Genomic DNA, 21,076 nt, shown 5'->3' on the forward strand with positions numbered 1-21,076 from the left:
GGAAACACATGTTTCCGCAGGAAAAACGCGCAGTGAGTGATCCCCGACTCATATGACGACTTCTCTGCGCTTCCCTCACTGTACGCTGTGCTGTACGTGATTTTAGCCGTCTTTGTCACTGTCGCAATGAACTTCAGGACGTGGTCCGGAGTGGCACACCCGGCCATCACAGAACCGGTCAGCGCTCCTCGGTAGCGCCCGCCGCTGACGAGCATTCCCTTCGCCACATTCAGATCCTGTTTCTTCTCATCTTCTTGGAGCTCTTTATGTCAACATCCCGACTGTTCACTTTGCACCAAAACCTTCGTGACAACCCTGCTTTTCGCAGCTTTGGAGGTCTGAGTTGGACGGAGTGGCCAGCCGACGCCCTGAACGGTAACGTCACATACCTGACGGTCTACAACAACCAGCTGACCACGATCCCTGATCATCTGTGGACACATATCGAACTGGAGGTACTGAACCTTTCAGGCAATCTGTTCACTTCGTTGTCACCAGAGATTTCCAAGCTCATCAACCTCAAGATGCTGGACGTGGCACACAACCGTATTGCGACCCTTCCAGACGCATTCGCTGCGCTCACGGGCCTGGAATACCTATATGTTGGGGACAACGGTTTGCGAGAACTGCCGGGGAGTGTGGGCGCTCTGCAGGCCCTGCAATACTTCAATGCGACCGACAATCAGCTCACCGATCTACCTGACACACTGGCAGCCCTGAAGAACCTCGTCGAAGTTCGGCTGTACAACAACACTTTTCAAACCCTGCCAGATTGGATCGCAGAATGGATCAACCTGCGTGAGCTGCATGTCCAGCGGAACCACCTGAGGCAGTTGCCTGATTCTCTCGGTGATTGCCTGAATCTCGAACTCCTCGATCTCAGCAGCAACCAGCTTGCGGCTCTGCCAGAGGGAGTGGGCAATCTGCGGGGTTTGAAGCACCTTGATCTGCGGTTCAATGCGCTGACTCAGCTCCCTGACTCTCTAGGGGAAGCGGCTTCGCTGGAGTTCCTGGATCTCAGAGCTAACCACCTAACAGAGGTTCCAGATGCAGTTTTCCATGCGCCCCAATTGAAGAAATTAGATCTGCGCTGGAATCAGATATCGATGCGCACGTTAGCGATGCAGGAGTTCGAACAGCGCGGAGGCCGCTTACTCCTTTGACCGCCTGACTCCAGTCATTCTGGAGGATCTGAGATCGACGTTGTTGCGGAAACGCCTGTTTCCGCAACCTTAGCGTACAGCCAGGGCCAATCCGTGTCGTGACCCCCACTTACTTGCGAGACATGCGCGCAGATGATGGGCAGTACCGCGACACGCAGCGGCCCAAAAGAGAAGGGGACGGCGCGTCGTCGCAGAAAGCTCCACCTCCGGACACCCTCTGAGGTCGTCCCCCATTTTCAACTCCGAGGTACGAATTGCGGTGTATAGTCCCACTGCTGTGCTGAATCCTCCCGAACCTGGACGACGCCCCATACAACCAGTTCACTAGGCTCGTTCTGAAGGTGTTCTCGTTGGAGATAGTCAGCAGTTCTCGAGCCCGATCCAGAGTCGACAACTCGATTTACCGCTTCTCGTCCACGACCTCGCTGTGCTGCCGGGCGGCCTGGTTCCTGGCCCGCGCATGCGCCCGCTGATCCAGCTTGTAGGTGAACCAACGATCCATGACATCGAGCAGGCGGCGCAGGAATGGCCGTCACGAAAGGCGAGGTCACCCTCCCGGAGCACCAGGGTTCGGAGGTGTTCAGGCTAACGTATGACCGACCGCTCAATGTTCATCCTGCAGTCCGCTTCAAGGGCCAGCATGGTGCGACGCGAATGGTGGGAACCGGTTAAGCAAGCCCCAGCGAATCGGGAAGCTCCCACAGTGTGACCGTCATTGGGCCGACCAGTCCACCGTACGGCTCACGCCACGCTACGGAACTGACGGCGCGGCACAACCGTCGTTCCGGGCCGACCAGGACGGCAGTGAGCCCGCCGTCAGACCGAACAGCGGGAGCCACAGACAGGTTCCTGCGTCGTGGAATGTACTGTCCACGATGACAGTCGCAAGCAGCAACCCTGGACAGTCAGGACGCTGCATCTGTGCCGTCAGTCGTCATGCGTGCGGCCCGTTGGGCGCGTGATCGCTCAACGTACGCTTCGATGCCGATGAGGGTCGTTTCGATGCGCTCCAAACGGGTCAATGCCTCGTCAAGGCGGGTCTGGACAGCGGCCATGGACTGCATCACTTCGCGCGCAGAGGCCGGCGGAATGGGTGCCACGTACGTTCCCAGGACCATCTCAACGGCCTGAGGCATGCTCGTCGCTTCACCGGTCTCGACCAGCCGGCGGACTTCCCTGATATGCGCCACGACCTCCGGGGGCAGGGTACGGGGACGGTGTCCACCGCTGATCTGGTAATACCGGTTGAGGATCTTTGACAGGACAGACTGATCTATTGACAGATCACGGGCCAGCTCTGACGGTAACATGGCCGGATGATGAACCGCCGATACAAAAGACAGAGACATTTGTCTAGATAGAATATCGTTGATTTTTTTAAGGTACGTCAGACTCGGTATTTACCTACTGAACGAATCATACCATAATCGCCATAAACGTCAACCAAGGCCAGAAGTAGCAAGAGAATTGTCAGACAAAACCATTATCTGTAGAGACATGTACCAGATATCCTCCCTGCCACTCCTCAAAGTTGCGACCGCCACGCCGCCGCGCCAGCCCCGGAGCGTCCATGTCCGGTGAGCCGCTCCCAGAAGCGCTGGAATCCGCGGACGCCCGGCGTACCCTGCGTGAGATCCTGGAGGCCTGCCGGGTGGTGACCGGCCCGCAGCTCCAGCGCTGGGGGTTGGAGGCGGCGGCGCGGGAATTGGAATTGACTCACGCCAGCAGAACCGTTCGGACGCGGACGACCCAACCACATAGCGCCGTGCCGATACGTTTCGTGGTGCTCGAACCCTACTGGCTGCGGAGGTCCGCGCGAGAGCTGATGCACTGGGCCGCCACCGCGGAGCTGTTCGTGGCAAACATCCTGCCGCCGACCGGAAGGTGGACACTGGTCGACAGTCGGTCAGGTCAGCGTGGACACTATCCAGATGCCGAGTTCATCATGCCGGTCAACGGGTTAAGCGCAGCCTTTGAAGTCGACGCGGGCTACGCCCCGGCAAAGGTCGAGGCCAAGCTCCTCGCTTACGCCGGTCTGGGCTACTCAACGATCATGTGGGGCGTGACCATCCACGCACGGGTTCCGACGGTGGCACGCATGGCGACGGAGCTAATGAGGACGCACAGACTGCCGGGCGTCACTTTGGTGATCAGCCGGTACATCAACTTCTGGGATGTCCGGGATCCCTACCACGACCGGCGTCGCTGCCACAAACCGATGAAGGCCGCGGTAGCCCTACCGGACGCTGAGGTGCAGTTCAGAGCCGCATATGCCACGGCCACGCTGGAGGCGCGGCCCTGGCTGAAAGGCCGGACGTCCAGGTCGACCTGAGGTGCTGCGCCCGCCCTGGCATCAGCGTCACTGGCCGTAACGGCCCGTCACCGGTTCAGGATGTGGGACATGGATGACGCGCACAAGGGTGCGTACCAGTCGGCCGCTCTGGTAGGGAAACCTGCGTTCGTGCTCCTCGACGCCGCGCTGTTGCCGCAGATTGATCTCGCGCTCCACCCTCCAGACTGCCGCGAGATCCGGCACGGCGAGCAGAAGTGGGCTGTCCCACGACTGGATATTATTCGTGTATTTGCGAACCAGGTGCCGCAGACGCTGTTCCGGGCTGCCACCGGACACCATGGCATAGAGGAAGGGGTGACCCTTGACGCGATCCCTTGAGTCGGGCGGTGTGCGGTGATACCGCTGTGAATCTGAGAAGTTCGGCGCGCGCAGAATGTGGTACAGGATTTGCGCGGTCACTTTCCGGCCACTCGTCTTCTGCGTGATCCCCGTGGCCCGCTTATGAACACAATCAACAACCGTGTATCCCTCTGCCTGCATGCACTCCAGGGCATCATTCTGGTACGCACGGTCAAGAACGGCCGACGGGCCGCTCAGATAAGGGACGTATACCTTTTGGTCAGTGAAATGCGCTCTGCCCAGCGTTCCCAGCGTGACCAGGGTGCCGTGCACCGAGTCATGCGATGTCAGCCAGTGCGATTCAATCAAGCTCTCCCACGTTGCGATCGGGCCGTGATCACGTTCGAGCCTGCGGGCCGTGACGGCACCGCGGAGTTGCACGTCCTGAACAACGGCCTCCTGAACCTGTGTCAGGTCGGTCAAGCGCAGGCGGGCCATGGAAGCAGCGTACAAGTCGGAGCCTTGCGGTGCCCTGACAGCGCTCGACGTACGGGAACCCTCGGGCCGATGCTCACCGGGACGTGAAACGACCGTCCTGCAGCGGCAGACGCAGGGTGCAGCCATCGGCCCTCACGGCCATGATGACTGTGCTGGCCTTGAATGCCATGTCCATCAGGCCGTCCGGCCGGTCGATGACGATCCTAGCTGCGCCGGGACTGGCCAGTGTGCCGGCGTACCGCCAAGGTCAGCGTCACCGAGGAGCGCGCGGGGTGCCGCTTGCAGACAATTCCCGGTTGATCGGTCCTGGCGATCTACGCTGCGGAGGGCAGGTCTGGAGGTGTGCAGTGGCTTGGTCAACTCACGCAGGCTGGGCCGCGCACCACAGGTTGCCTGACGTGCCGGCATGCGGCGAGGACGTGGCCGCGCCTCTCCTGTTCATCACGGAATAATGGTGCACTCGGCGTTCATTTCCGGGTGCCCTGTCCGTGGCTGGGGATTCGAGCCGCATGCCGGAATCCAGACTCCGCTGGCCGTCAGTCAGGAGAGCTGCCCTCGCCAGGTGTGCGCCCTGCCGGTTCATCCCGCCCCGATAGTTTGGGAACTGGACACGCTTGGCTCCACCTTGATGGACTGGGTGGCCGGTTGTGGGCACGCGTTCGGTGCGTGTCGTCTGGTGCGGACCCTGGAGGTGACGCCTGCAGCGACAACTGGGCCTCCTGCGAAAACCCCGCATCAGGGACGTGACCTGCGGCCAGGCAGGGAGTACACGCAGTTGCCGGGGTCAGGGCACGGCTACAAAGCGTGCGTCGAGCCCCTTCAAGATCGCCTCGGCACTGGCGGCGTACGCGCTGCTGTACGTGGCGGTCAGCGTCGTGGTGTCTGCGGTCGAGATCACCGTGAAGCTCATCTCGTGCGGGGCCGTGCGCACGCTGCTCGCGAACGTCGTCACGTCGACCACCGTCGCATTGGAGCGCAGCACCACGCCGTTGGTCGTGATCTCCTCCGCCCGCCACGGTTGCCGTCCCGGCTCCACCCGCACGGTCGGGGCCAGCGCCACCACCGCCGCCAGCACGGGGTTGTCCCGTCCCGGGGCCGGGGTGCGGTACGTGCGGGTGACCGTCACCCGGGTCGGGGCGGTCACGCGGGTCGGGAGTGGCGCGCAGGCCACCAGGGCTGGAATGAGAAGCAGGATCGCCTTCATACGTCACCTCGCACGGTCGTCATGGGCGGACGCGGTAGCCGTCCACGGTCAGGGGCAGCACGGCCGTCACCGTGTGCTCGCGGTCGAAGGTCTCGGGCGGGATCGCGTTCGGGGCCAGCACAACCGGGTGAGCCTGCAGGTCGCGGATGACGCGGGCGTCCGGCAGGTCGGTGAGGCGGTAGGTGACCGTGACCGACCGGGCGGTGATGCCCGGCACCAGGTAGGGCTGCTCGGCCCCGGCGGTGATGGGGGCAGCGTCGCGGACCACGGTGGCGCTGATCACGGACAGCTTCCCGAAGCAGAACTGCTTGATGTGGCCCTCCCCTACCCAGTGCTGTAGGTAGGGGGCGATTGGGGTGACGGTCACGCGGTCGTACCCGGAGGGAAACGACACGAGGGTCGTCGAACCTTCCAGCAGTCCGTCGAGCAGCGTCTGCGCGGTGTTGAGGGGCTTGAGGCAGGGCCGGACGCGCACATCGCCACTGCTGTCCGGCTGCAGGGCCAGGCCGCCGTGGTCGAGGTAGTCCTGGGCGGAGGCATTCAGGGCAGCAGGGTTCAGCCCGCAGTGGCAGGCCGTCAAGACGGTGCTGAGACTCACCTTCTGATGCCGGAACGAAGGCGTCGTCCGTCCACATAGGTTACTTGCGAACCTCACGCCATAGAAGCTTGCGCTCCCCATGGCTGGCTGACCTACGCTGGGCTCATTCGCGCCCACCCAATCAATGGTCAAGCGTCACTGATCAGTAACGCTTCGACCTTGTCGGCCAATCTCTACTTGACTGGGAAATCAGACTCTTTTGTAAAAGTTATAGTGCTGTTCGCGACGTCCAGGCGCATCCGCTTCCACAACACCCCTCGGCTGCTCTTCACCGTGATTTCCAACGTTTTAACTTTCGAATCGACTGTCACGCTGCGGAAACGTCCGTCGTAGAGCAACGGCTGCAGCTTGCCGGCGTCCGCCCTCACTGCCATGATGGCGTCGCGAGGGAGGTAGGGGCGAACGGCGTACCCGCTGACCTTGACAGCTGTGTTCATCAGGCCATCCGGCAGATTGATGAGGATCCGGGCCGCGTTGGTATATGCGAGCTGGCCAGCCCGTCGCTCAACCCCATAGAAGGGAAAACTCCACTGTCCACCCATCACATCAAGGAGCGCTCGTGTGGACGACGCCTTAATGGCGAACTCCGTGGAGGTAGCATTTACCGTCACGCCGCACCCGACGAATCGATAGGGCGTGCTCAGGACGTACAGGTCTTTTTTAACCGTCTTGACCGGCTCCGGGAAGCGCTCCTGCTCCCTGTACTGGATATCCCACGTACTCAGTACCTGCAGGGTGGCACAGTCTACCGGCCCAGCACCCGCTGTGAGACCGCCAACAGTAATGAGAGCGGCCATCCCCCTTGTGACAGCGGCTACGCAGATCCGACGACGTCCAGTGAAGGTATCCATACGCCGTCAGACTAACGTACTTATCGTTATCACACTTATCGTAACTGTACGGATGGTGATGGCACACCGAGATTGAGGAGATGCTGCACGACAAAAAGTCTCCCAGCCCATCACGGCGGCAGTTTGCTCGCCGACTACGGGAGGAACGGCTGGCGCGCAACCTCACCCAGGAAGGATTGGGAGAACTGGCGAATCTGTCGTGGAACTACATTGGCCAAGTCGAACGGGGCATTCGCAACATCAGCGTCGATAACATGGACGCTCTAGCCCAAGCGCTTGGACTCCCGCTCGCCGAATTACTCCTACCTATTCAGGAATGACCTTCATCGCTCCACTGGATGGGTGGTGGAGACGCTCCCAGATTTAGGAACCACAATTATCTCCAATCCCAGAGCGTCGAAGATTTCCTGCCACATCTTGGGCACTTTGCCGCTCTTGCCGGTCAACACGCGCGTGAGATTAGGGCGCTCTACCGAGATGAGATGCGCAAGGTCGCCATGCGTCATCTTGCGTCTCTTCAACTCCTGCCTCACCGCCTCTTGCACTTGCTTGTTCATAGCGCCCCGAATCTACCACTTCTAAATTTTGTGCCATATATTGACACAAGTATCCTAAAAAGATACAATATTCGCACCGTGTGAGGGCTGGCGCTTTCGTAGGGCGGGCTGCTCTCACACGGAATCCAAGTTGAGGTGGATCACTTGACAGTCTATCAACGATGTGGCGTGCCTTCGCAAGCACGTTCCCGGCCGAATACTGCTATCACTCCAGCCCGATTGAACTCCTCAGTGGTCATGTCTCCTAATACGCTCAGGGCGGTCGCCGCGGCCCGACAGCTCTCCCCGCACCCGGTCGACTGGATCGGCACGTGGGTGATGGGAGCTGACGGCCTCGCTCAGCCCGAGTCGGCCGACCTGCCCGTCTGGCAGCGGGCGCGGGCGCAGGCGCTGGTGTCTGCTGACACCGTTCTCATCACAGTCGGTCACTCCACCGAGCGGCTCGTCGTCCGCGCGTGGGTCGAGGACGACGAGCCGCCGCGCGCGCTCGAGGTCGTCTGGGCCCAGGCGGGAGGAGCACCATGACCGGCCGGACGCTCCTGACGGGGCCCTACGCCGGTCGCATGCTCGGGGCCCTGGGCGAGCGCTGCACTCCGGGCATGACGATCGTCGTCCCGAACGTCCAGGCCGGGATCGCTGTGACCCGGTATCTCCGGAAACACGCCCGGACAGTGACGCTCACGCAGTTGGCCCGGGACGTCCTGCGGCGCTCGGGATGGCGGGCGATGAGGAGCGGGGAGCGCGACCGGCTGCTACGCGAAGTGCTCGAGGACGTCGCGCTCGAGTGGCTGGAGGGCATCCGGGATCGGCCGTCCACGCACGCCGTGCTGCTCGGTCTGATCGGCGAGTTGCAGCGGGCCCACGTCGATCCCGCGGCCCTTTCCTCCGTGGTGGCCAGTCCCCGGGACGCGGACATCGCGCGTGTGTATGCCGCCTACCACGCTGCCTGCGCGGCGCAGCGCGTCTACGACGCGTCCGGCACCGAGCACCACGCCGCGCGCCTCCCGGATCTCGCGCCCCATGTGGTCGCGGTGACCGGATTCTGGTACCTGGACGCGTCGCAGCTCGCCCTGGTGGGCCGGCTCGCCGCGCCGGGGTCGCTCATGACCCTGCCGGGAGGGGCCGGCCTGCCCCGGCGTTCCCAGGAGACGGCCGACGCACTGGGCACCCAGGGCTGGATGACGTTCACGCTTCCGGGCGGCCCGGTCACGGCGGGCGACCACGTCACGGCCGGCGTTCTGGACGGGCATGTGGTGCCGGAGCTCATAGCGGGTGAGGCGGCCGACCTCGACGGTGAGGTCCGGCTCGCCCTGCAGGAGGTGCGGCGGTGGCTGAGGGCGGGCGTGCCGCCCGAGGAGATCGCGGTGATTGTCCGCCTCGAGGGCCGCTACATTGACGCGCTGGCGGACATCGGTGCGGAGTACAGCCTGCCGCTGCTCAGCGGCGCGCAGCGGCCCCTGCGGGAGGCCGGGCTGGGCCGGCTGCTGCGCGCGTGGATCCGCGCCCAGGAGAGTGGATGGGCCTACGCGGACACGCGCGCCCTGCTGACGGATCCGCTGCTCGAATGGCCGTGGACGCTGGAACGGGCCGCGGCGCTACAGGGATCGCGGCCGGCCGGCCTGGACGCGTGGAATCCCGACCTGCGCTGGCTGGCCCTGCCGGCCGTCACGACCCGCGCGGCGGGGTTCCGTGCCGTGCAGCGGCTGCTCCGGGAGGGTGGGGTGGGGGCCCGCTGCCGGCGCGATCCCGAGCTCAACCGGTGGGTCACTGCCGCCTTGCGGCATCTCCGCCCGTGGAGCGCGGACGACGCGGCCGGTGCGCGCGAGGCCGTGCTCGCGGAGCTGGGTTTCGCGCTGGGCGCGGTGACCCAGCCGGCCCTGAACACGCGCAGCGGGGTGCGGGTGCTCAACCCGCTGGGCGCGCTGGGCCGCTCGTTCCGGCGGGTGGTGATCCTCGGGCTGGCGGACGGGACCTTCCCCATCCGGCGCCGCGACCACGCGCTGGTGGACACGGTCACGCGCCGCCGGTGGGCCGCCGGCGGGGTCGCGCTGCCGGACGTGTTGAGCCTCGCGGACGTCGAGGAACCGCTGCTGCTCGGCTGCGTCGCCACGGCGCGCGAGCAGCTGGTCATCACCCGCCCCCGGCGGGACGACGCCGGCGACCCCCTGGCCCCGAGTCCGTTCTGGGCGCGGTTCCAGCCGGGCCAGACGCTGGCTGCTCCGCCGCCCGGCTCGGCGCTGGAGCAGGAGATCCGCCGCGCCCTGCGCGGCCACGCCAGCGCCGACGTGGCGCGCCGCGCGGCCTACGAGCGCGACCGCGTGGCCGGGCACCTGACGGCCCACAGCGGCCTCCTCCCGAATGGCGTGGCCGTGACGGAGCGCGCGTGGTCCCTGAGCGAGCTCCACGTCGCGTCGCTGTGCCGGATGCGGTGGTTTCTAGAGCATGGCCTCGGTGTCCGCGACCCCGGCCGCGCGTGGACGCAGCTGGCCCAAGTGGCGCTCGACGGTGCCCTGGGGGTGGGCGAAGACGGGCCGGACGCGCAGTTCGCAGCGGCCGGGCACGCCGTGGATGTCCGGGCGGCCGAGCTGCGGCGCAGCGGCTGGCACCCGGGCCGGTTGTGGCCAGTGCGGCGCTCGGAACTGCTGGCCGGCACGCGACGGGTGCTGCGGCACCCGAACTGGCAGCCGCCCGGAATGACGGTTCGGCGGGGCACTCACACCCGCCGCGTGACCGTGCAGGCCGGGGCGCATGCCGTGACGCTCAACGTCCGGATCGACCGGCTCGACGACGTGGCGGGTGAGGCCCGGGTCACGCTGTACCGGCCGGGCGACGCTCCCCGGGCCGTGGACACGGCCGCGGCGCTCACGGGGGCCCACCGGCTGGCCCTGACCCTGGAGGCGGCAGGGGCCGCGGCGGGCCGCTACGTGTCGCTGGCCTCCGGGCGGGCAGTGGATCCGCTGCCGGACGAGAATCAGGCGGTCGCGCCGCTGGCCGCGCAGGCCAGGGGGGTGCTGGCCGGGGTGCTGGACACCCTCGCGGCGGGCGACGTGCGGCCGAGGACGCCGGAGCCCCGCGTCTGCGGCGCGTGTCCGGGTCGGGCCGTGTGCCGGGTGGCCGCGTGACGGGGGCGGCGCTCACGGCCGCGCAGCGGCAGGTGGTGGACGCGCCGGGGCACGTGCTCGTGTCGGCCGGCGCGGGCAGCGGCAAGACCCGCGTGCTCGTCGAGCGGCTCCTCACCCTGCTCGGCTCGGGCGTGCGTCCGGAGGCGATCGTCTGCGTCACCTTCACCGACCTGGCGGCGCGTGAACTGTACCACCGGGTCGTGGACGGGGCGCAGCTGCGGTCGGTGGCAGATCCGGCCACCTGGGCGGTGATCCTACGCGATCTGCCGCTGATGACCATCGGCACCATCCATTCGCTGTGCGCCGTGATCGCCCGCACACACCCCGTCCTGAGCGGGGCGGGGGCCGCGTTCGAGGTGCTCGACGACACGGCCGAGCGGCTGTGGCGGCGCGCGCACCTGGGCGCGGTGCTCGCGGCCCTGCCACCGGACGTGGTGACCGCCGTGCCGGGGGCGTGGCGTGGCGATGCGCTCGAAACGCTGCTGGACGACCCGGTGCGGGCGGCCGTGGCCCTGCAGCGGGCGGAGGCGACGGCCGCCGCGGATGATCCGTCGGTGGCGCTGGGCCGGCTGTTCATCCACGTCGATGCCGCGTTCACTGCCCTGCGGTCGGCGCAGGGGGTCGCGACCTTCGCGGATCTCGAACGGTTCGCACTCCGCGCGTTGACCCACGACGAGGTGCGGGCACACGCCGCGACCCGCGTCGCGCACGTGCTCGTCGACGAGGTGCAGGACACCAGCGCGGCGCAGTGGGAGATCCTGCGGACGCTGGCGGGCGGGCACGCCGTGCTCACGCTGGTCGGCGACCGCCGGCAGTCCATCTACGGGTTCCGCGGCGCGGACCCCGCCGTGTTCACGGCCGCGCAGGACTTGGTCGTGGCCCGGGGCGGCTGCGTGGTCGATCTCGACGTCTCGTTCCGCAGCGATCCAGCGCTGGTCCAGGTGTGGAAACACGCACTGCCCCGCCTGCTCGCCCAGGACGACAGTGCACCCGCGCAGCGCCCCACCACGGCCGGACGGCGGGTGAACCTGCCGCCGGGCCCGCGGGTGGAGGGACACGTCGTGCTGGGCGACACGGCCGACCGCGAGGCCGCGCTGGCCCGGGGCGTCACGGGGGCGCTGCAGGCGCAGCTGGGGCGGCCGGTGTTCGACCGGGTCGCGGGACGCGTGCGGGGCGCGGGGTGGGCGGACATGACCGTGCTGCTGCGTGCCCGGACGCACCTCGGCGTTCTGGAGCAGGCCCTGCGCGACGCGGGCATTCCGTACGCGGTGCACGGCGGGCGCGACCTGTACCGCCGGCCCGAGATCCAGGACTGCGTGTCACTGCTGCGCGCGCTGGCCGATCCGCTGGACGACGCCGCCCTGCTGGCCACGCTGCGCGGCCCCTACGGCGGGTGGAGTGACGCGGCGCTGCTCGCGCTGGCCGACGCCCGCCCCCCCGGCACCGCGCTGTGGACGGCCCTGCAGGCCAGCACGTCGCCCGACGTCCGTCCCACGGCCGCGCGGCTGCACGCCTGGCGGGACGCGGCCGGCACCCTCAGCGCGTCGCGGGTGCTGCTGCTCGCCGACCAGGAGTCGCTCGCCCCGGCCGTGCACGCGGCCCTCCCGGACGGGGAGCGCCGCGCGGCGAACCTGCGGCGCTTCCATGCGCTGCTACGCACGTGGGCGCAGGACGGGAAGTGGAGCGTGCCGGCCGTGGCCCGGCACCTGGGCGACCTCATCAGCGTGGACGCGGCGGCCGGCGAGGCCCCGAGCGCCGTCACGGACGCCGTGCAGGTCATGACGGTGCACGCCGCCAAGGGGCTCGAGTTCCCGGTCGTGGCGTATCTCGGGCTGCTGCTGCCCCGGCACGCCCCTCCCCACCACGTACGCCTCGATCCGGAGCTGGGCCTCGTCGTGCGCGGCGAGGGGGCCGGCGCAGCCCGCTGGACCGCGTCTACCGCCCGCGCCGACGGGCAGCGGCGCGCGGAGCACGGGCGACTCGCGTACGTGGCCCTCACGCGCGCGGCCGACCACGTGATCCTGGGACTGGCCGCGGGGGTGGGGGACGTGGGGCCGTCCGCCGTCCGCGCGGCCTTCCCGGACGCGCCCTGGGCCCTGTATGACGCGGCCAGCGTGCCCCCGGTTCGGGCGCTGCCCCTGGTGGAGCGGGGCGGGCGGCGGGTGCTCGCGGCGCGGCCCGGCCCGGGCGCGTCGCTGCCCGGGCACCTGCCCGTCACGGCGCTCGCGGCGTATGCCCGCTGCCCGCAGGCCTTCGCGTGGCGGCACCTGGACGGGTACCTGCCGCTGGCCCCGCTGTGGTCGGCCGAGTCCGCGGACGCCCCGGTGCCGGTCCGCGGGCGGGACGTCGGCACAGCGGTGCACCGCGCCCTGGAGTGCGGGTGGACGCCGGCCGAACTCCGCCGGAGGCTGCCGGGCCTCGGCGACGCCGAGCTCGCCGAGGTGAGGGCGCTGCTCGCGGCCCTGGACGACCCCGCCTACGACGACCTGCGGAGCGGCACGTGGGCGCGCGAGGTGCCGCTGGAGGCCGAGTTCGGTCGGGTCGTCCTGCATGGGATCGCGGACGCCGTCGACCGGGCGCGCGGACTGATCGTCGACTACAAGACGGACCGGGACATGGAGCCGTCCGCGCACCGCCTGCAGCTCGCGGTGTACGCCGCGCAGCTGAAGGCGACCCGGGCAGGCCTGGTGTATCTGCGGCACGGACACGTGCACTGGTTCGGGCCGGACGAGCTGGCAGCGGGGCGGCAGGAGGTGAGGCGGCTGGTCGACCGCATGGTCGCCCTCGACCTGGCACCCACGCCGTCGCCAGCGGCGTGTGGCCCCTGCGCGTACGCCGGAGTGTGTGCCCATGCGGAGATACAGGGGGCAGAGGGTGAGGCATGACGGCACCGGCGGCTGTGCCGGCCAACGTGGGCGATGTCACGCCTGGTGGTCGACGATTAGACTCTGTCGTCGATCACTCCACACGGGCACCTGACGAGCCATCACGGCCCTGGGGCACCCCGTGACTTTGGATGTTTGACCGTCGGGCACCCCGTGACTTTGGAGGTTTGGCTGTCGGGCACCCCGTGACTTTGGAGGATTCAACCCGTGACTTTGGAGGAGTGTTGCCCTGGGGCACCCCGTGACTTTGGAGGTTTGGCTGTCGGGCACCCCGTGACTTTGGAGGATTCAACCCGTGACTTTGGAGGAGTGTTGCCCTGGGGTACCCCGTGACTTTGGAGGTTTGGCCGTCGGGCACCCCGTGACTTTGGAGGATTCACCCCGTGACTTTGGAGGATCTGTCTCAAAAATGACGTTGTCATCGCAGATTTGCCGGATCCCTGATGATGATTCATCATTCTTTTTATTCTTGTTTTTTAAAGATCATGATCAACAACAGGAGCGACCGTAGTCCGCGAGGGCATGACATACCATGGGTACATGTCAAAACCGGTGAGGCAGCCGCGCCCAGTCAATGGACACGACGAGCGGAACCTCGCCCGACTGTCACTGGTGCTGGCCAACAACCGCGTCCCCAAGACCCAGACGTCCTGGATCAAAGAGTTTGTCTCTCCCGACGACCTCGGCACCACGCTCCGCGTCGAGTGCACGGCTCCCCGGCACGACGTCGTGCCGCACGGCATGGACAACGACGTTCTGTTGGGCCTTGTGAACGCCTACATCTCGGCCGGCATGCCCATCAGCGGCGTGCTCCGCACCACCAGCTACAACCTGCTGCAGTACTCCAGCCTGGCGGATTCCGGCTTCCACTACAGCTCCCTGGCCGAGAGCCTGCGGCGCTTCCAGGGCACCATCTACAAGATCACCGACAGCTGGTACGACAACGAGCAGTACCAGTTCCGCAGCGTCAACACGAGCCTGGTGATGAAGTTCGTGGTCGTTGACCGGGATCGCCAGCCCGACGCGTTCAGGGAGCTCAAGGCGGACTCGCTGCTGGAGATCACCCTCGACAGCGACCTCACGGCCAGCATCCGCGGGGGCTTCATCCGCCCGCTTGACCTGCAGTTCCTGCGCAAGCTCTCCCAGCCCCTCCCCCGCCTGCTCTTCCGCGTCCTGAGTGAGCAGCGCCATCCCCACGACCAGCCGCCCGTGGGGAGCTATCAGGTGAGCCTGCGGGCATGGGGACAACACCTCGGCATCCTGGACGACCGGGCCTACCGCATCCGCCGCACGCTCGACCCCGCGCACACACAGCTGATCGACCAGGGTTTCCTCAAGAGTGTGGACTACCTTGGGCGCGGGGAGAAGCAGGAGGTGATCTACACCTTCGCTGAATTCGCCCTCCCGCCGGCGAATCCCGAGGCGGTGTCCCTGCTCACGCAGCGGGGCGTGAGTCACGCCATCTCGGTTCAGCTCGCCGCGGAATTCGGGCATGAACACGTCAAGCAGCAGGTCGCGAAGTTTGATGCGCTGTTGGCAGGCGGGTACAGGGCCCGCAACCGGGCGGCGCTGCTCGTCGATGTGATCCGGAATCCCTCCAAGTACCCCGAGAGCGGGCCGGCGGCACCTGCGCCGGACTCAGTACCCAGGCGAGTCACTCCTCGGGCTCCTGAGCCCCTTCTGGAGCCGCCACGGACGATTGCTGGGGCTCGGGTACTTCTCACTGGCGTGCGTCTGCCGGAGCCGCTCGTGCAACGGGCTGCCGAACTGTTCGTGGGTGGACACGTCTCGGCAACGGAGCTGATCGGCCTCAAGCAGGACAAGGACTCGGCACGCACTGTGACGACATGGGCGAATCGAGAAGCAGTGGATAATTCGTAGTCTGCCCCGAGGCCGGTATATAAATGTTGCCTTATTGTTGGCAATTCGATCAGACGACTCGGTGTGGAACGGCAACTCCGACCGCTTGTGATGCCAGCCTTGCATATATCTGGGAGTCCCAATCATTATCCAGTCGACTTGGCGATATTACAGTCCGTACCTCCTGTTCGACTCTGTGCCCCGGCTGTCTCATGACCTCGACGCCAACCCGCTGCGACCGGCTCCAGCAGAGACCATTCATGCTTCCCTGGAGGCCACGCTGGAACGCATCCGGCATCCCAGGCCCGGTACTCCCGCCGCACGGGCGGTGGCGGCCGTGGAACGTTACCGGCCCATCATCGAAGCGCACATCCGCCGCCGGGAGGCCCGCCACAACGCCCTGATGGTCATGCGGGCACTGACCCAGGCGATCTACACCCTGATCGAGGTGCGCGGGCAGAGCCAGGAGCGCACCACCACGTACACCGTCTTCACCGTGATGGATCTGCTCCCGGTCGTGACGGGCCTCTCCAGCGACCAGTGCGAGCGGGCGACCCGGAAACTGCAGGAGATCGGCCTGATTCACAAGAGCTCCGGAGCACTGCCCACGCGGACGCGGGTGACCTCCAGGGACGCCCAGGGCAATCAGGTCGAGCGTCAGGTCTACAAGGGCGGCACCTGGACGACGACGTCGTTCGTGAATGCCGAAACGGGGGTACGTACGGAGGCGCGGGTCTGCGCCGGGACGTGGGTGGCCGTCGTGCTGCGGCCGGCGCCTGGGCTCACAGCCAGGGTGATCGCGCACGAGCTGCCCCCATGCCCACGGGATCTCACGGCCGACCGTAAATGCGGACGCACCGCTTGGCAGGCCCAGCAGGAGGCACGCCAGGAAGTGCGGGAGTCATTACTCCTTTCAGGAGATAAGTTTGACATTGCCCCCCTATTACGGTGGTCGTTACCAGAAGAAGAAAAGAAATCCCTGGGTACTGAAGACTCCCGCACTTCGCTTTTTGCCGATGCCACCACCCCGCAGGAGCTGGTGTGGAGCCTCAGCCGGATCGTCAGCACCCACCCGCAGCACCGCCGCGAGGCCGTGCAAGAGGGAGCGGCGGCATTGGTCGAGGTGCTCCGAGATGAGGGCTGGGAGAAACACTACTACCGCGTCCTTTGGCGTGCCACTGAGGCAGAATTCCAGGGCATCCCGGCATTCGCACAGCTGGCCTTCGCTCTAGAGCGTACACTGGTCGCCAACCGAGAGCTGTACCTGCACCGGCCAGGAGCTTGGCTCGCCCGACAGCTTGAAGAGTGTGGATGGATGACTGCGGTGGGTAGGCCGACCATATAGCGTGGTGACTGATACGCCGTCACGCTCAGTCGCTCTGTTCTGCGTATGTCAGAACCCATTCATGCGATGGAGCCCAATATGCGCCAGTTATGCACTTTAGGCTAAATAGCCTATTGGCCGAATTTCGCTGAAAACGTAATATTATTCACGTTGGATCTCAACATTTCATTCGCCCATTTTGCAGGAGACTTGATATGACCAAAATCACATTTCATCCTCTTGGCAATGCTGACTGCGCCCGTATCGATCTGGACAACGGTCGCAAGCTGCTGATCGATTACGCCGACACCCACTGCACTGGCAGCGGCGACAAGTACATCGATCTGCCCACCGCCCTCCGCGCCGACCTGCAGCAAGCTAAGCGTAAGCACTATGATGTGGTCGCGTTCAGCCACCTCGACCTCGACCACTGCCAGGGCGCTGGCGAATTCTTCTTCTTCCAGCACAGCAATGCGCGGCAGGCGAGCGACCGCATCGTCATGACGCAGATGTGGGTACCCGCCGCGGTCATCACCGAGTCCAGAAACGACCTATGCGACGACGCAAAGCTCGTTCAGGCCGAGGCCCGGTACCGCCTGCGCGAGGGCCGCGACATCCTAGTCTTCAGCCAGCCCGACTGCCTTGACGAGTGGCTGCGTAACCAGGACATTGATCCCAGCACGCGTGATCACCTCATCGTCACCGCAGGCACGCTCGTTCCCGGCTTTACGCTGGCCCGTGACAACGTCGAGTTCTTCGTCCACTCGCCCTTCGCGTCCCACTTGAACGACCGCGGCTCCACGGTGGTTCGAAATGACGACGCCATTGCCTTCCAGGCGACCTTCCAGCACAGCGGCCGCGTCACCCGGGTCATGTTCACCGCTGATATCGCCTACGAGGTTCTCGGCAACATCGTGCAGGTTACCGAACTCAAGGGAAACACCGACCGACTGAAGTGGGATGTCTTCAAACTGCCGCACCACAGCAGCTGGAAGTCTATCGGTCCCGAAAAGGGGAAAGACAAGACTCAGCCCACGCCGGAGATCGAGCGCTTGTACGGCACCTACGGCGAGCGTTTCGGCATGATCGTTAGCACCAGCGATCCGATCCCCACCGTCGATACCGATCAGCCGCCTCACCGGCAGGCTGCCGCCTACTACCGGGAAAAGGCCCGTGATCTCCACGGCGAGTACATCGTGACCATGGAGCACCCCTCGCTCAGCACGCCCACACCGCTGGTCGTCGAGATCAGCGGCACCGGCCACGTGGTACTCCGGGGAAGCCTGACGCAGACGCCTTACGACAGCACTGCTCCCCGCGCTGGGTGATCATGGGGGTTCACTTTCCCCTGCTCACCACTTCAGCGTCGCTCGAGCAGCTGTGCACCCGCCTTGGCCGGGAACTCCTGCTGACTGCAGCGGCCGATAGGTCTGGTTTTCTGACCGTTACCGAGATTCGGCGCACCGACATCGCGGACCTGATCATCGTCACCCTTCACCCGGAGATTCCTACCTACCCAGTCCATCCCATCCAGCGCGATGAACCCATCGCATTCCTGATACCGGACGATCCGGATATGGCACCCGAGGTCTACGCCCTTCGCGAGGACTTCCCCGGCGTTCCCCACCTGATCCGGCCCCGGGTGGCCTTTCCAGGGCAACTGTGCCTGTTCGATCGGCCGTATGCGGAGTACCGCGCGCGGCTCAGCGGCCAGCACCTCGTGGAACGCACGCTGCTGTGGCTCAAGCTCACCGCGCTTGGTACGCTGCACGGGGAGGATCAGCCGCTGGAAGCGCTGATGCACCGCCGTGCAGGCTTCCTGGTGCTCCCAGCCGCGATGCGGACAGGAGCGTTTCAGCCCCTTGACCTAGTGAGCCGTCGGGACGATCCGAACAGCCCATTCCAGGTTATCGTGCCGAGGGAAGGCGGAACCGAGGTCGCACTCCTGCAGGTCATCACCAAGACTATGACCCACGGGGTGATCCGTCGGGAACCACGCACGCTGGGAGACCTGCACACCCTCCTGTTGACGGAAGTCGGCACCGACCTGCTCTCGGTGCTCGGCCGGCAGTTGCGCGACCACTACGGTGATGTGTCCCGGTACGGGCAGCGTCTGGTGATCCTGCACCTGCGGCTCCCCAAATCGCGGACGGCGGGCGAGCCGTTCAGCAGCACCGAGGATCTAGCGTTCATGATGCGGGATACGACCCTGAGCCAGCTGGGTCAGGTATTGGACGTGTGGGAGCCAGATGGCGCCGGGGGCATGGGCATGCTGCTGGGCACCGTGCCGTACCCGGAGAAATGCAGCTCGGTCGCGCTGGATACCATCACGGTGCTGTTCGACACCAGTCGCCAGGGCAGAGCCGCCATGAGCGGCCTCCCCTCCGACGACCGGCGCTTCGTGGCTCTGGGGGCGGGGGCACTGGGTTCGCAGGTCGTCACAAACTTGGTGCGGGCCGGCCAGGGCACCTGGGTCGTCGCGGACGACGATGTTGTCCTCCCCCACAACTTGGTTCGGCATGCCCTGTTCAATGATATCGCCGGGTGGAACAAGGCCAAGGTCCTCAGCCACGATCTCAACCGAACCTTCCAGGACACGCAGGTCGTAGGTCTTTCTGGTGACGCTTTGAAACCTCGCCCGGACCTTCAGGCGCACTTGGATGCCGCGGACGTCATTCTCGACTTCACCGCCAGTTCGCCGGTGGGCCGCCGACTCGCCCTCTCGCCGGAGCGGGGCCGTCGTGCCAGCGCCTTCCTCAATCCCACTGGCCAGGATCTCGTACTCTTGGTGGAGTCCAGTGATCGGCAGGTGCGGCTCGACCACTTGGAGCACAGCTATCTCCAGGCTCTGGTGGATCGCGACGAGCACACCAGCCATTACGGCTCGGTACCGGCACACCTGCGTTACGGGGGCGGCTGCCGCGACATCAGCGCCCAGCTGCCTCAGGATCTGCTGGCACTGCACGCGGCGACAGTCAGCCGGGCCCTGCGCCGGGCCTTAGCGCAGGAGGCTGCCTCGGCTGTCCTGTGGCGGACAGACGATGACGGTGCTGTCACGGTTCATCCCCTGCCCACGGGCCCATACGTGCAAACGCAGGTCAGTGGTTGGATCGTTCACGTCGACCCGCAGGTCATCGCCACGGCCCGGGCGCACCGGGACACGGCTCTAAGCCAGTCGCTTCCAGTGGAGACGGGCGGCACCCTCGTGGGCTCGATCGACCTGGATCGGCAGCACCTCTTCGTAACGGGGCTGCGGCCGCCGCCCACGGATAGTCGACACTATCCCGCGGCCTTTGAACGCGGCGTGGAGGCCCTACGTAGCGAAATCGAGCACATCGAGGCCCGGAGCGCAGGCGCGTTGACCTACTTGGGAGAGTGGCACACGCATCCCAGAGGGTTCGCGGCTCAGCCTAGCCGTGATGATCAGACGCTCTTGGCGTGGCTGCACGGGATTATGGCGCCATCTGGTTTCCCGGGCGTCATGCTGATCATCGGTGAACACGATGAGCGGTGGCTCGTTCAATCTCCGCAGACCGAGGTAATTCATGGACCTGAGTAAGTTCACTCTGGCGGTCTTCGATATCTTCGCGTATCTCCTTCCTGGCACGCTCCTCCTAGTGCTGCTCAGCGTTGGGGAGGCGACCTTCCTGAGCAGCAGCACCCTGAAGCTCTCCCAGTTCAAGCAGCTGGCCGTGCCGTTCCTGATCGGCGCGTACTTTCTAGGCCACCTCGCCAACAGCGTGGGAACCGTGTTGACTGAGAGAGTGAAGTGGTTGCGGGTGCCGCGGGGCGGGGCCCTCTCGGACAGGCTGTTCACTCAGATCCGGAACCGGGTCGTGTTGACCTTCGGTATCGACGTGTCCACCTTAGACAACCAGAAACTCGAGACTCTGGCGGTCTACAAGTTCGCGGACAGTTTCGTGGTGGCCAAGGACAAGGCTGCTGAACGCGAGAGCCTCCTGCTGCGAGAAGCTTTTGCCCTGAGTACCTTGGGTGTCTTCGTCCTCTGGTCCGTCGTCGGCGTGGCTGCTGCGATCAACGGTGGCCTGGCCTTCCGGATCGACGCCGCCAAAACCATGCTTGACAGAGGCCCAACCATCGCCATCACGGTTGCTGCTCTCATTCTGGCGTTCGTGTTCTGGCGTCGATACCGGCGTTTTGCACTTCAACGGCGCTCTAGCATCTACACGCTGTTCATGGCCCTCACAGCCAAGGTGCCCTGATCGACTGGGATCACATTCGGAATAGAGCGTTCAGGTGGCTGCTACGAGAAAGACTGAATCAACGTCGTCGATCTGAAGGCACCCCTGTTTAAGGCTGCCACAGCTGATGATCGGCAAGTAGGCATTCCATACTGGTGCGGCAGCACATGCAACATTGGT

17 protein-coding genes are annotated in these 21,076 nt (G+C 65.6%); 11 read left to right on the forward strand and 6 right to left on the reverse strand.

From position 1 onward, the window contains the following. Nucleotides 1-266 precede the first annotated feature (266 nt). Nucleotides 267-1,163 (forward strand): leucine-rich repeat domain-containing protein, encoded by an 897-nt coding sequence (locus tag U2P90_RS18820; protein ID WP_322474735.1) that lies wholly within the window; start codon nucleotides 267-269, stop codon nucleotides 1,161-1,163. A gap of 905 nt (nucleotides 1,164-2,068) precedes the next feature. Here U2P90_RS18820 and U2P90_RS18825 read toward each other — a convergent pair. Continuing rightward, a complete protein-coding gene (locus U2P90_RS18825) occupies nucleotides 2,069-2,473 on the reverse strand; it encodes a hypothetical protein (RefSeq protein ID WP_322474736.1) in 405 nt (134 codons plus the stop codon). Nucleotides 2,474-2,733: 260 nt separating this feature from the next. Here U2P90_RS18825 and U2P90_RS18830 point away from each other — a divergent pair, with 260 nt between their 5' ends. Continuing rightward, complete coding sequence (locus U2P90_RS18830) at nucleotides 2,734-3,495, forward strand: hypothetical protein (protein ID WP_322474737.1); 762 nt, start codon at nucleotides 2,734-2,736, stop codon at nucleotides 3,493-3,495. 27 nt (nucleotides 3,496-3,522) lie between these two features. Here the strand turns inward: U2P90_RS18830 and U2P90_RS18835 are convergent, their stop codons facing one another. The 4 genes from U2P90_RS18835 to U2P90_RS18850 all read right to left on the reverse strand — a co-directional run bounded on the left by U2P90_RS18835 (nucleotide 3,523) and on the right by U2P90_RS18850 (nucleotide 6,946). Next, nucleotides 3,523-4,293: a hypothetical protein gene (locus tag U2P90_RS18835; RefSeq protein WP_322474738.1), complete on the reverse strand. Its 771-nt coding sequence runs from the start codon at nucleotides 4,291-4,293 to the stop codon at nucleotides 3,523-3,525. Nucleotides 4,294-5,077: 784 nt separating this feature from the next. Beyond that, the gene (locus U2P90_RS18840) at nucleotides 5,078-5,497 is read right to left on the reverse strand and encodes a hypothetical protein (RefSeq protein ID WP_322474739.1); all 420 of its coding nucleotides are present in this window, start codon (nucleotides 5,495-5,497) and stop codon (nucleotides 5,078-5,080) included. A 19-nt stretch (nucleotides 5,498-5,516) separates the two neighbouring features. After that, nucleotides 5,517-6,077: a hypothetical protein gene (locus U2P90_RS18845; protein WP_322474740.1), complete on the reverse strand. Its 561-nt coding sequence runs from the start codon at nucleotides 6,075-6,077 to the stop codon at nucleotides 5,517-5,519. Nucleotides 6,078-6,268: 191 nt separating this feature from the next. Further along, nucleotides 6,269-6,946: a hypothetical protein gene (locus U2P90_RS18850; protein ID WP_322474741.1), complete on the reverse strand. Its 678-nt coding sequence runs from the start codon at nucleotides 6,944-6,946 to the stop codon at nucleotides 6,269-6,271. Between the two features lie 80 nt (nucleotides 6,947-7,026). Here U2P90_RS18850 and U2P90_RS18855 point away from each other — a divergent pair, with 80 nt between their 5' ends. Continuing rightward, nucleotides 7,027-7,266: a helix-turn-helix domain-containing protein gene (locus U2P90_RS18855; protein WP_322474742.1), complete on the forward strand. Its 240-nt coding sequence runs from the start codon at nucleotides 7,027-7,029 to the stop codon at nucleotides 7,264-7,266. Nucleotides 7,267-7,269: 3 nt separating this feature from the next. On the opposite strand, the gene U2P90_RS18860 is transcribed toward U2P90_RS18855, so the two are convergent. Next, nucleotides 7,270-7,503, reverse strand: a complete 234-nt coding sequence (locus U2P90_RS18860; protein WP_322474743.1) for a helix-turn-helix transcriptional regulator — start codon at nucleotides 7,501-7,503, stop codon at nucleotides 7,270-7,272. 237 nt (nucleotides 7,504-7,740) lie between these two features. Here U2P90_RS18860 and U2P90_RS18865 point away from each other — a divergent pair, with 237 nt between their 5' ends. The 8 genes from U2P90_RS18865 to U2P90_RS18900 all read left to right on the forward strand — a co-directional run bounded on the left by U2P90_RS18865 (nucleotide 7,741) and on the right by U2P90_RS18900 (nucleotide 20,917). Then, nucleotides 7,741-8,028 (forward strand): hypothetical protein, encoded by a 288-nt coding sequence (locus U2P90_RS18865; protein ID WP_322474744.1) that lies wholly within the window; start codon nucleotides 7,741-7,743, stop codon nucleotides 8,026-8,028. After that, nucleotides 8,025-10,625 (forward strand): PD-(D/E)XK nuclease family protein, encoded by a 2,601-nt coding sequence (locus U2P90_RS18870; RefSeq protein WP_322474745.1) that lies wholly within the window; start codon nucleotides 8,025-8,027, stop codon nucleotides 10,623-10,625. The genes U2P90_RS18865 and U2P90_RS18870 overlap by 4 nt, the downstream gene beginning before the upstream one ends. Then, complete coding sequence (locus U2P90_RS18875; RefSeq protein WP_322474746.1) at nucleotides 10,622-13,510, forward strand: UvrD-helicase domain-containing protein; 2,889 nt, start codon at nucleotides 10,622-10,624, stop codon at nucleotides 13,508-13,510. The genes U2P90_RS18870 and U2P90_RS18875 overlap by 4 nt, the downstream gene beginning before the upstream one ends. A gap of 612 nt (nucleotides 13,511-14,122) precedes the next feature. Further along, nucleotides 14,123-15,391 carry a replication initiator protein A gene (locus U2P90_RS18880; protein ID WP_322474747.1) on the forward strand — a complete coding sequence of 423 codons (1,269 nt, stop codon included), beginning with the start codon at nucleotides 14,123-14,125 and terminating at the stop codon, nucleotides 15,389-15,391. A gap of 316 nt (nucleotides 15,392-15,707) precedes the next feature. Beyond that, on the forward strand, nucleotides 15,708-16,715 hold the full coding sequence (locus U2P90_RS18885) for a hypothetical protein (protein ID WP_322474748.1): 1,008 nt from the start codon (nucleotides 15,708-15,710) through the stop codon (nucleotides 16,713-16,715). 194 nt (nucleotides 16,716-16,909) lie between these two features. Next, nucleotides 16,910-18,022, forward strand: coding sequence for a hypothetical protein (locus U2P90_RS18890; RefSeq protein WP_322474749.1), 1,113 nt, complete (start codon nucleotides 16,910-16,912; stop codon nucleotides 18,020-18,022). A 2-nt stretch (nucleotides 18,023-18,024) separates the two neighbouring features. Next, complete coding sequence (locus U2P90_RS18895; RefSeq protein ID WP_322474750.1) at nucleotides 18,025-20,253, forward strand: ThiF family adenylyltransferase; 2,229 nt, start codon at nucleotides 18,025-18,027, stop codon at nucleotides 20,251-20,253. After that, entirely contained in the window at nucleotides 20,240-20,917 is a 678-nt protein-coding gene (locus U2P90_RS18900; RefSeq protein WP_322474751.1) for a hypothetical protein, read from the forward strand. Before U2P90_RS18895 ends, U2P90_RS18900 begins: the two co-directional genes overlap by 14 nt. The last annotated feature ends 159 nt before the right edge of the window (nucleotides 20,918-21,076 follow it).

The sequence above is a fragment of the Deinococcus sp. AB2017081 genome (genome assembly GCF_034440735.1).
Lineage (GTDB): Bacteria > Deinococcota > Deinococci > Deinococcales > Deinococcaceae > Deinococcus > Deinococcus rufus.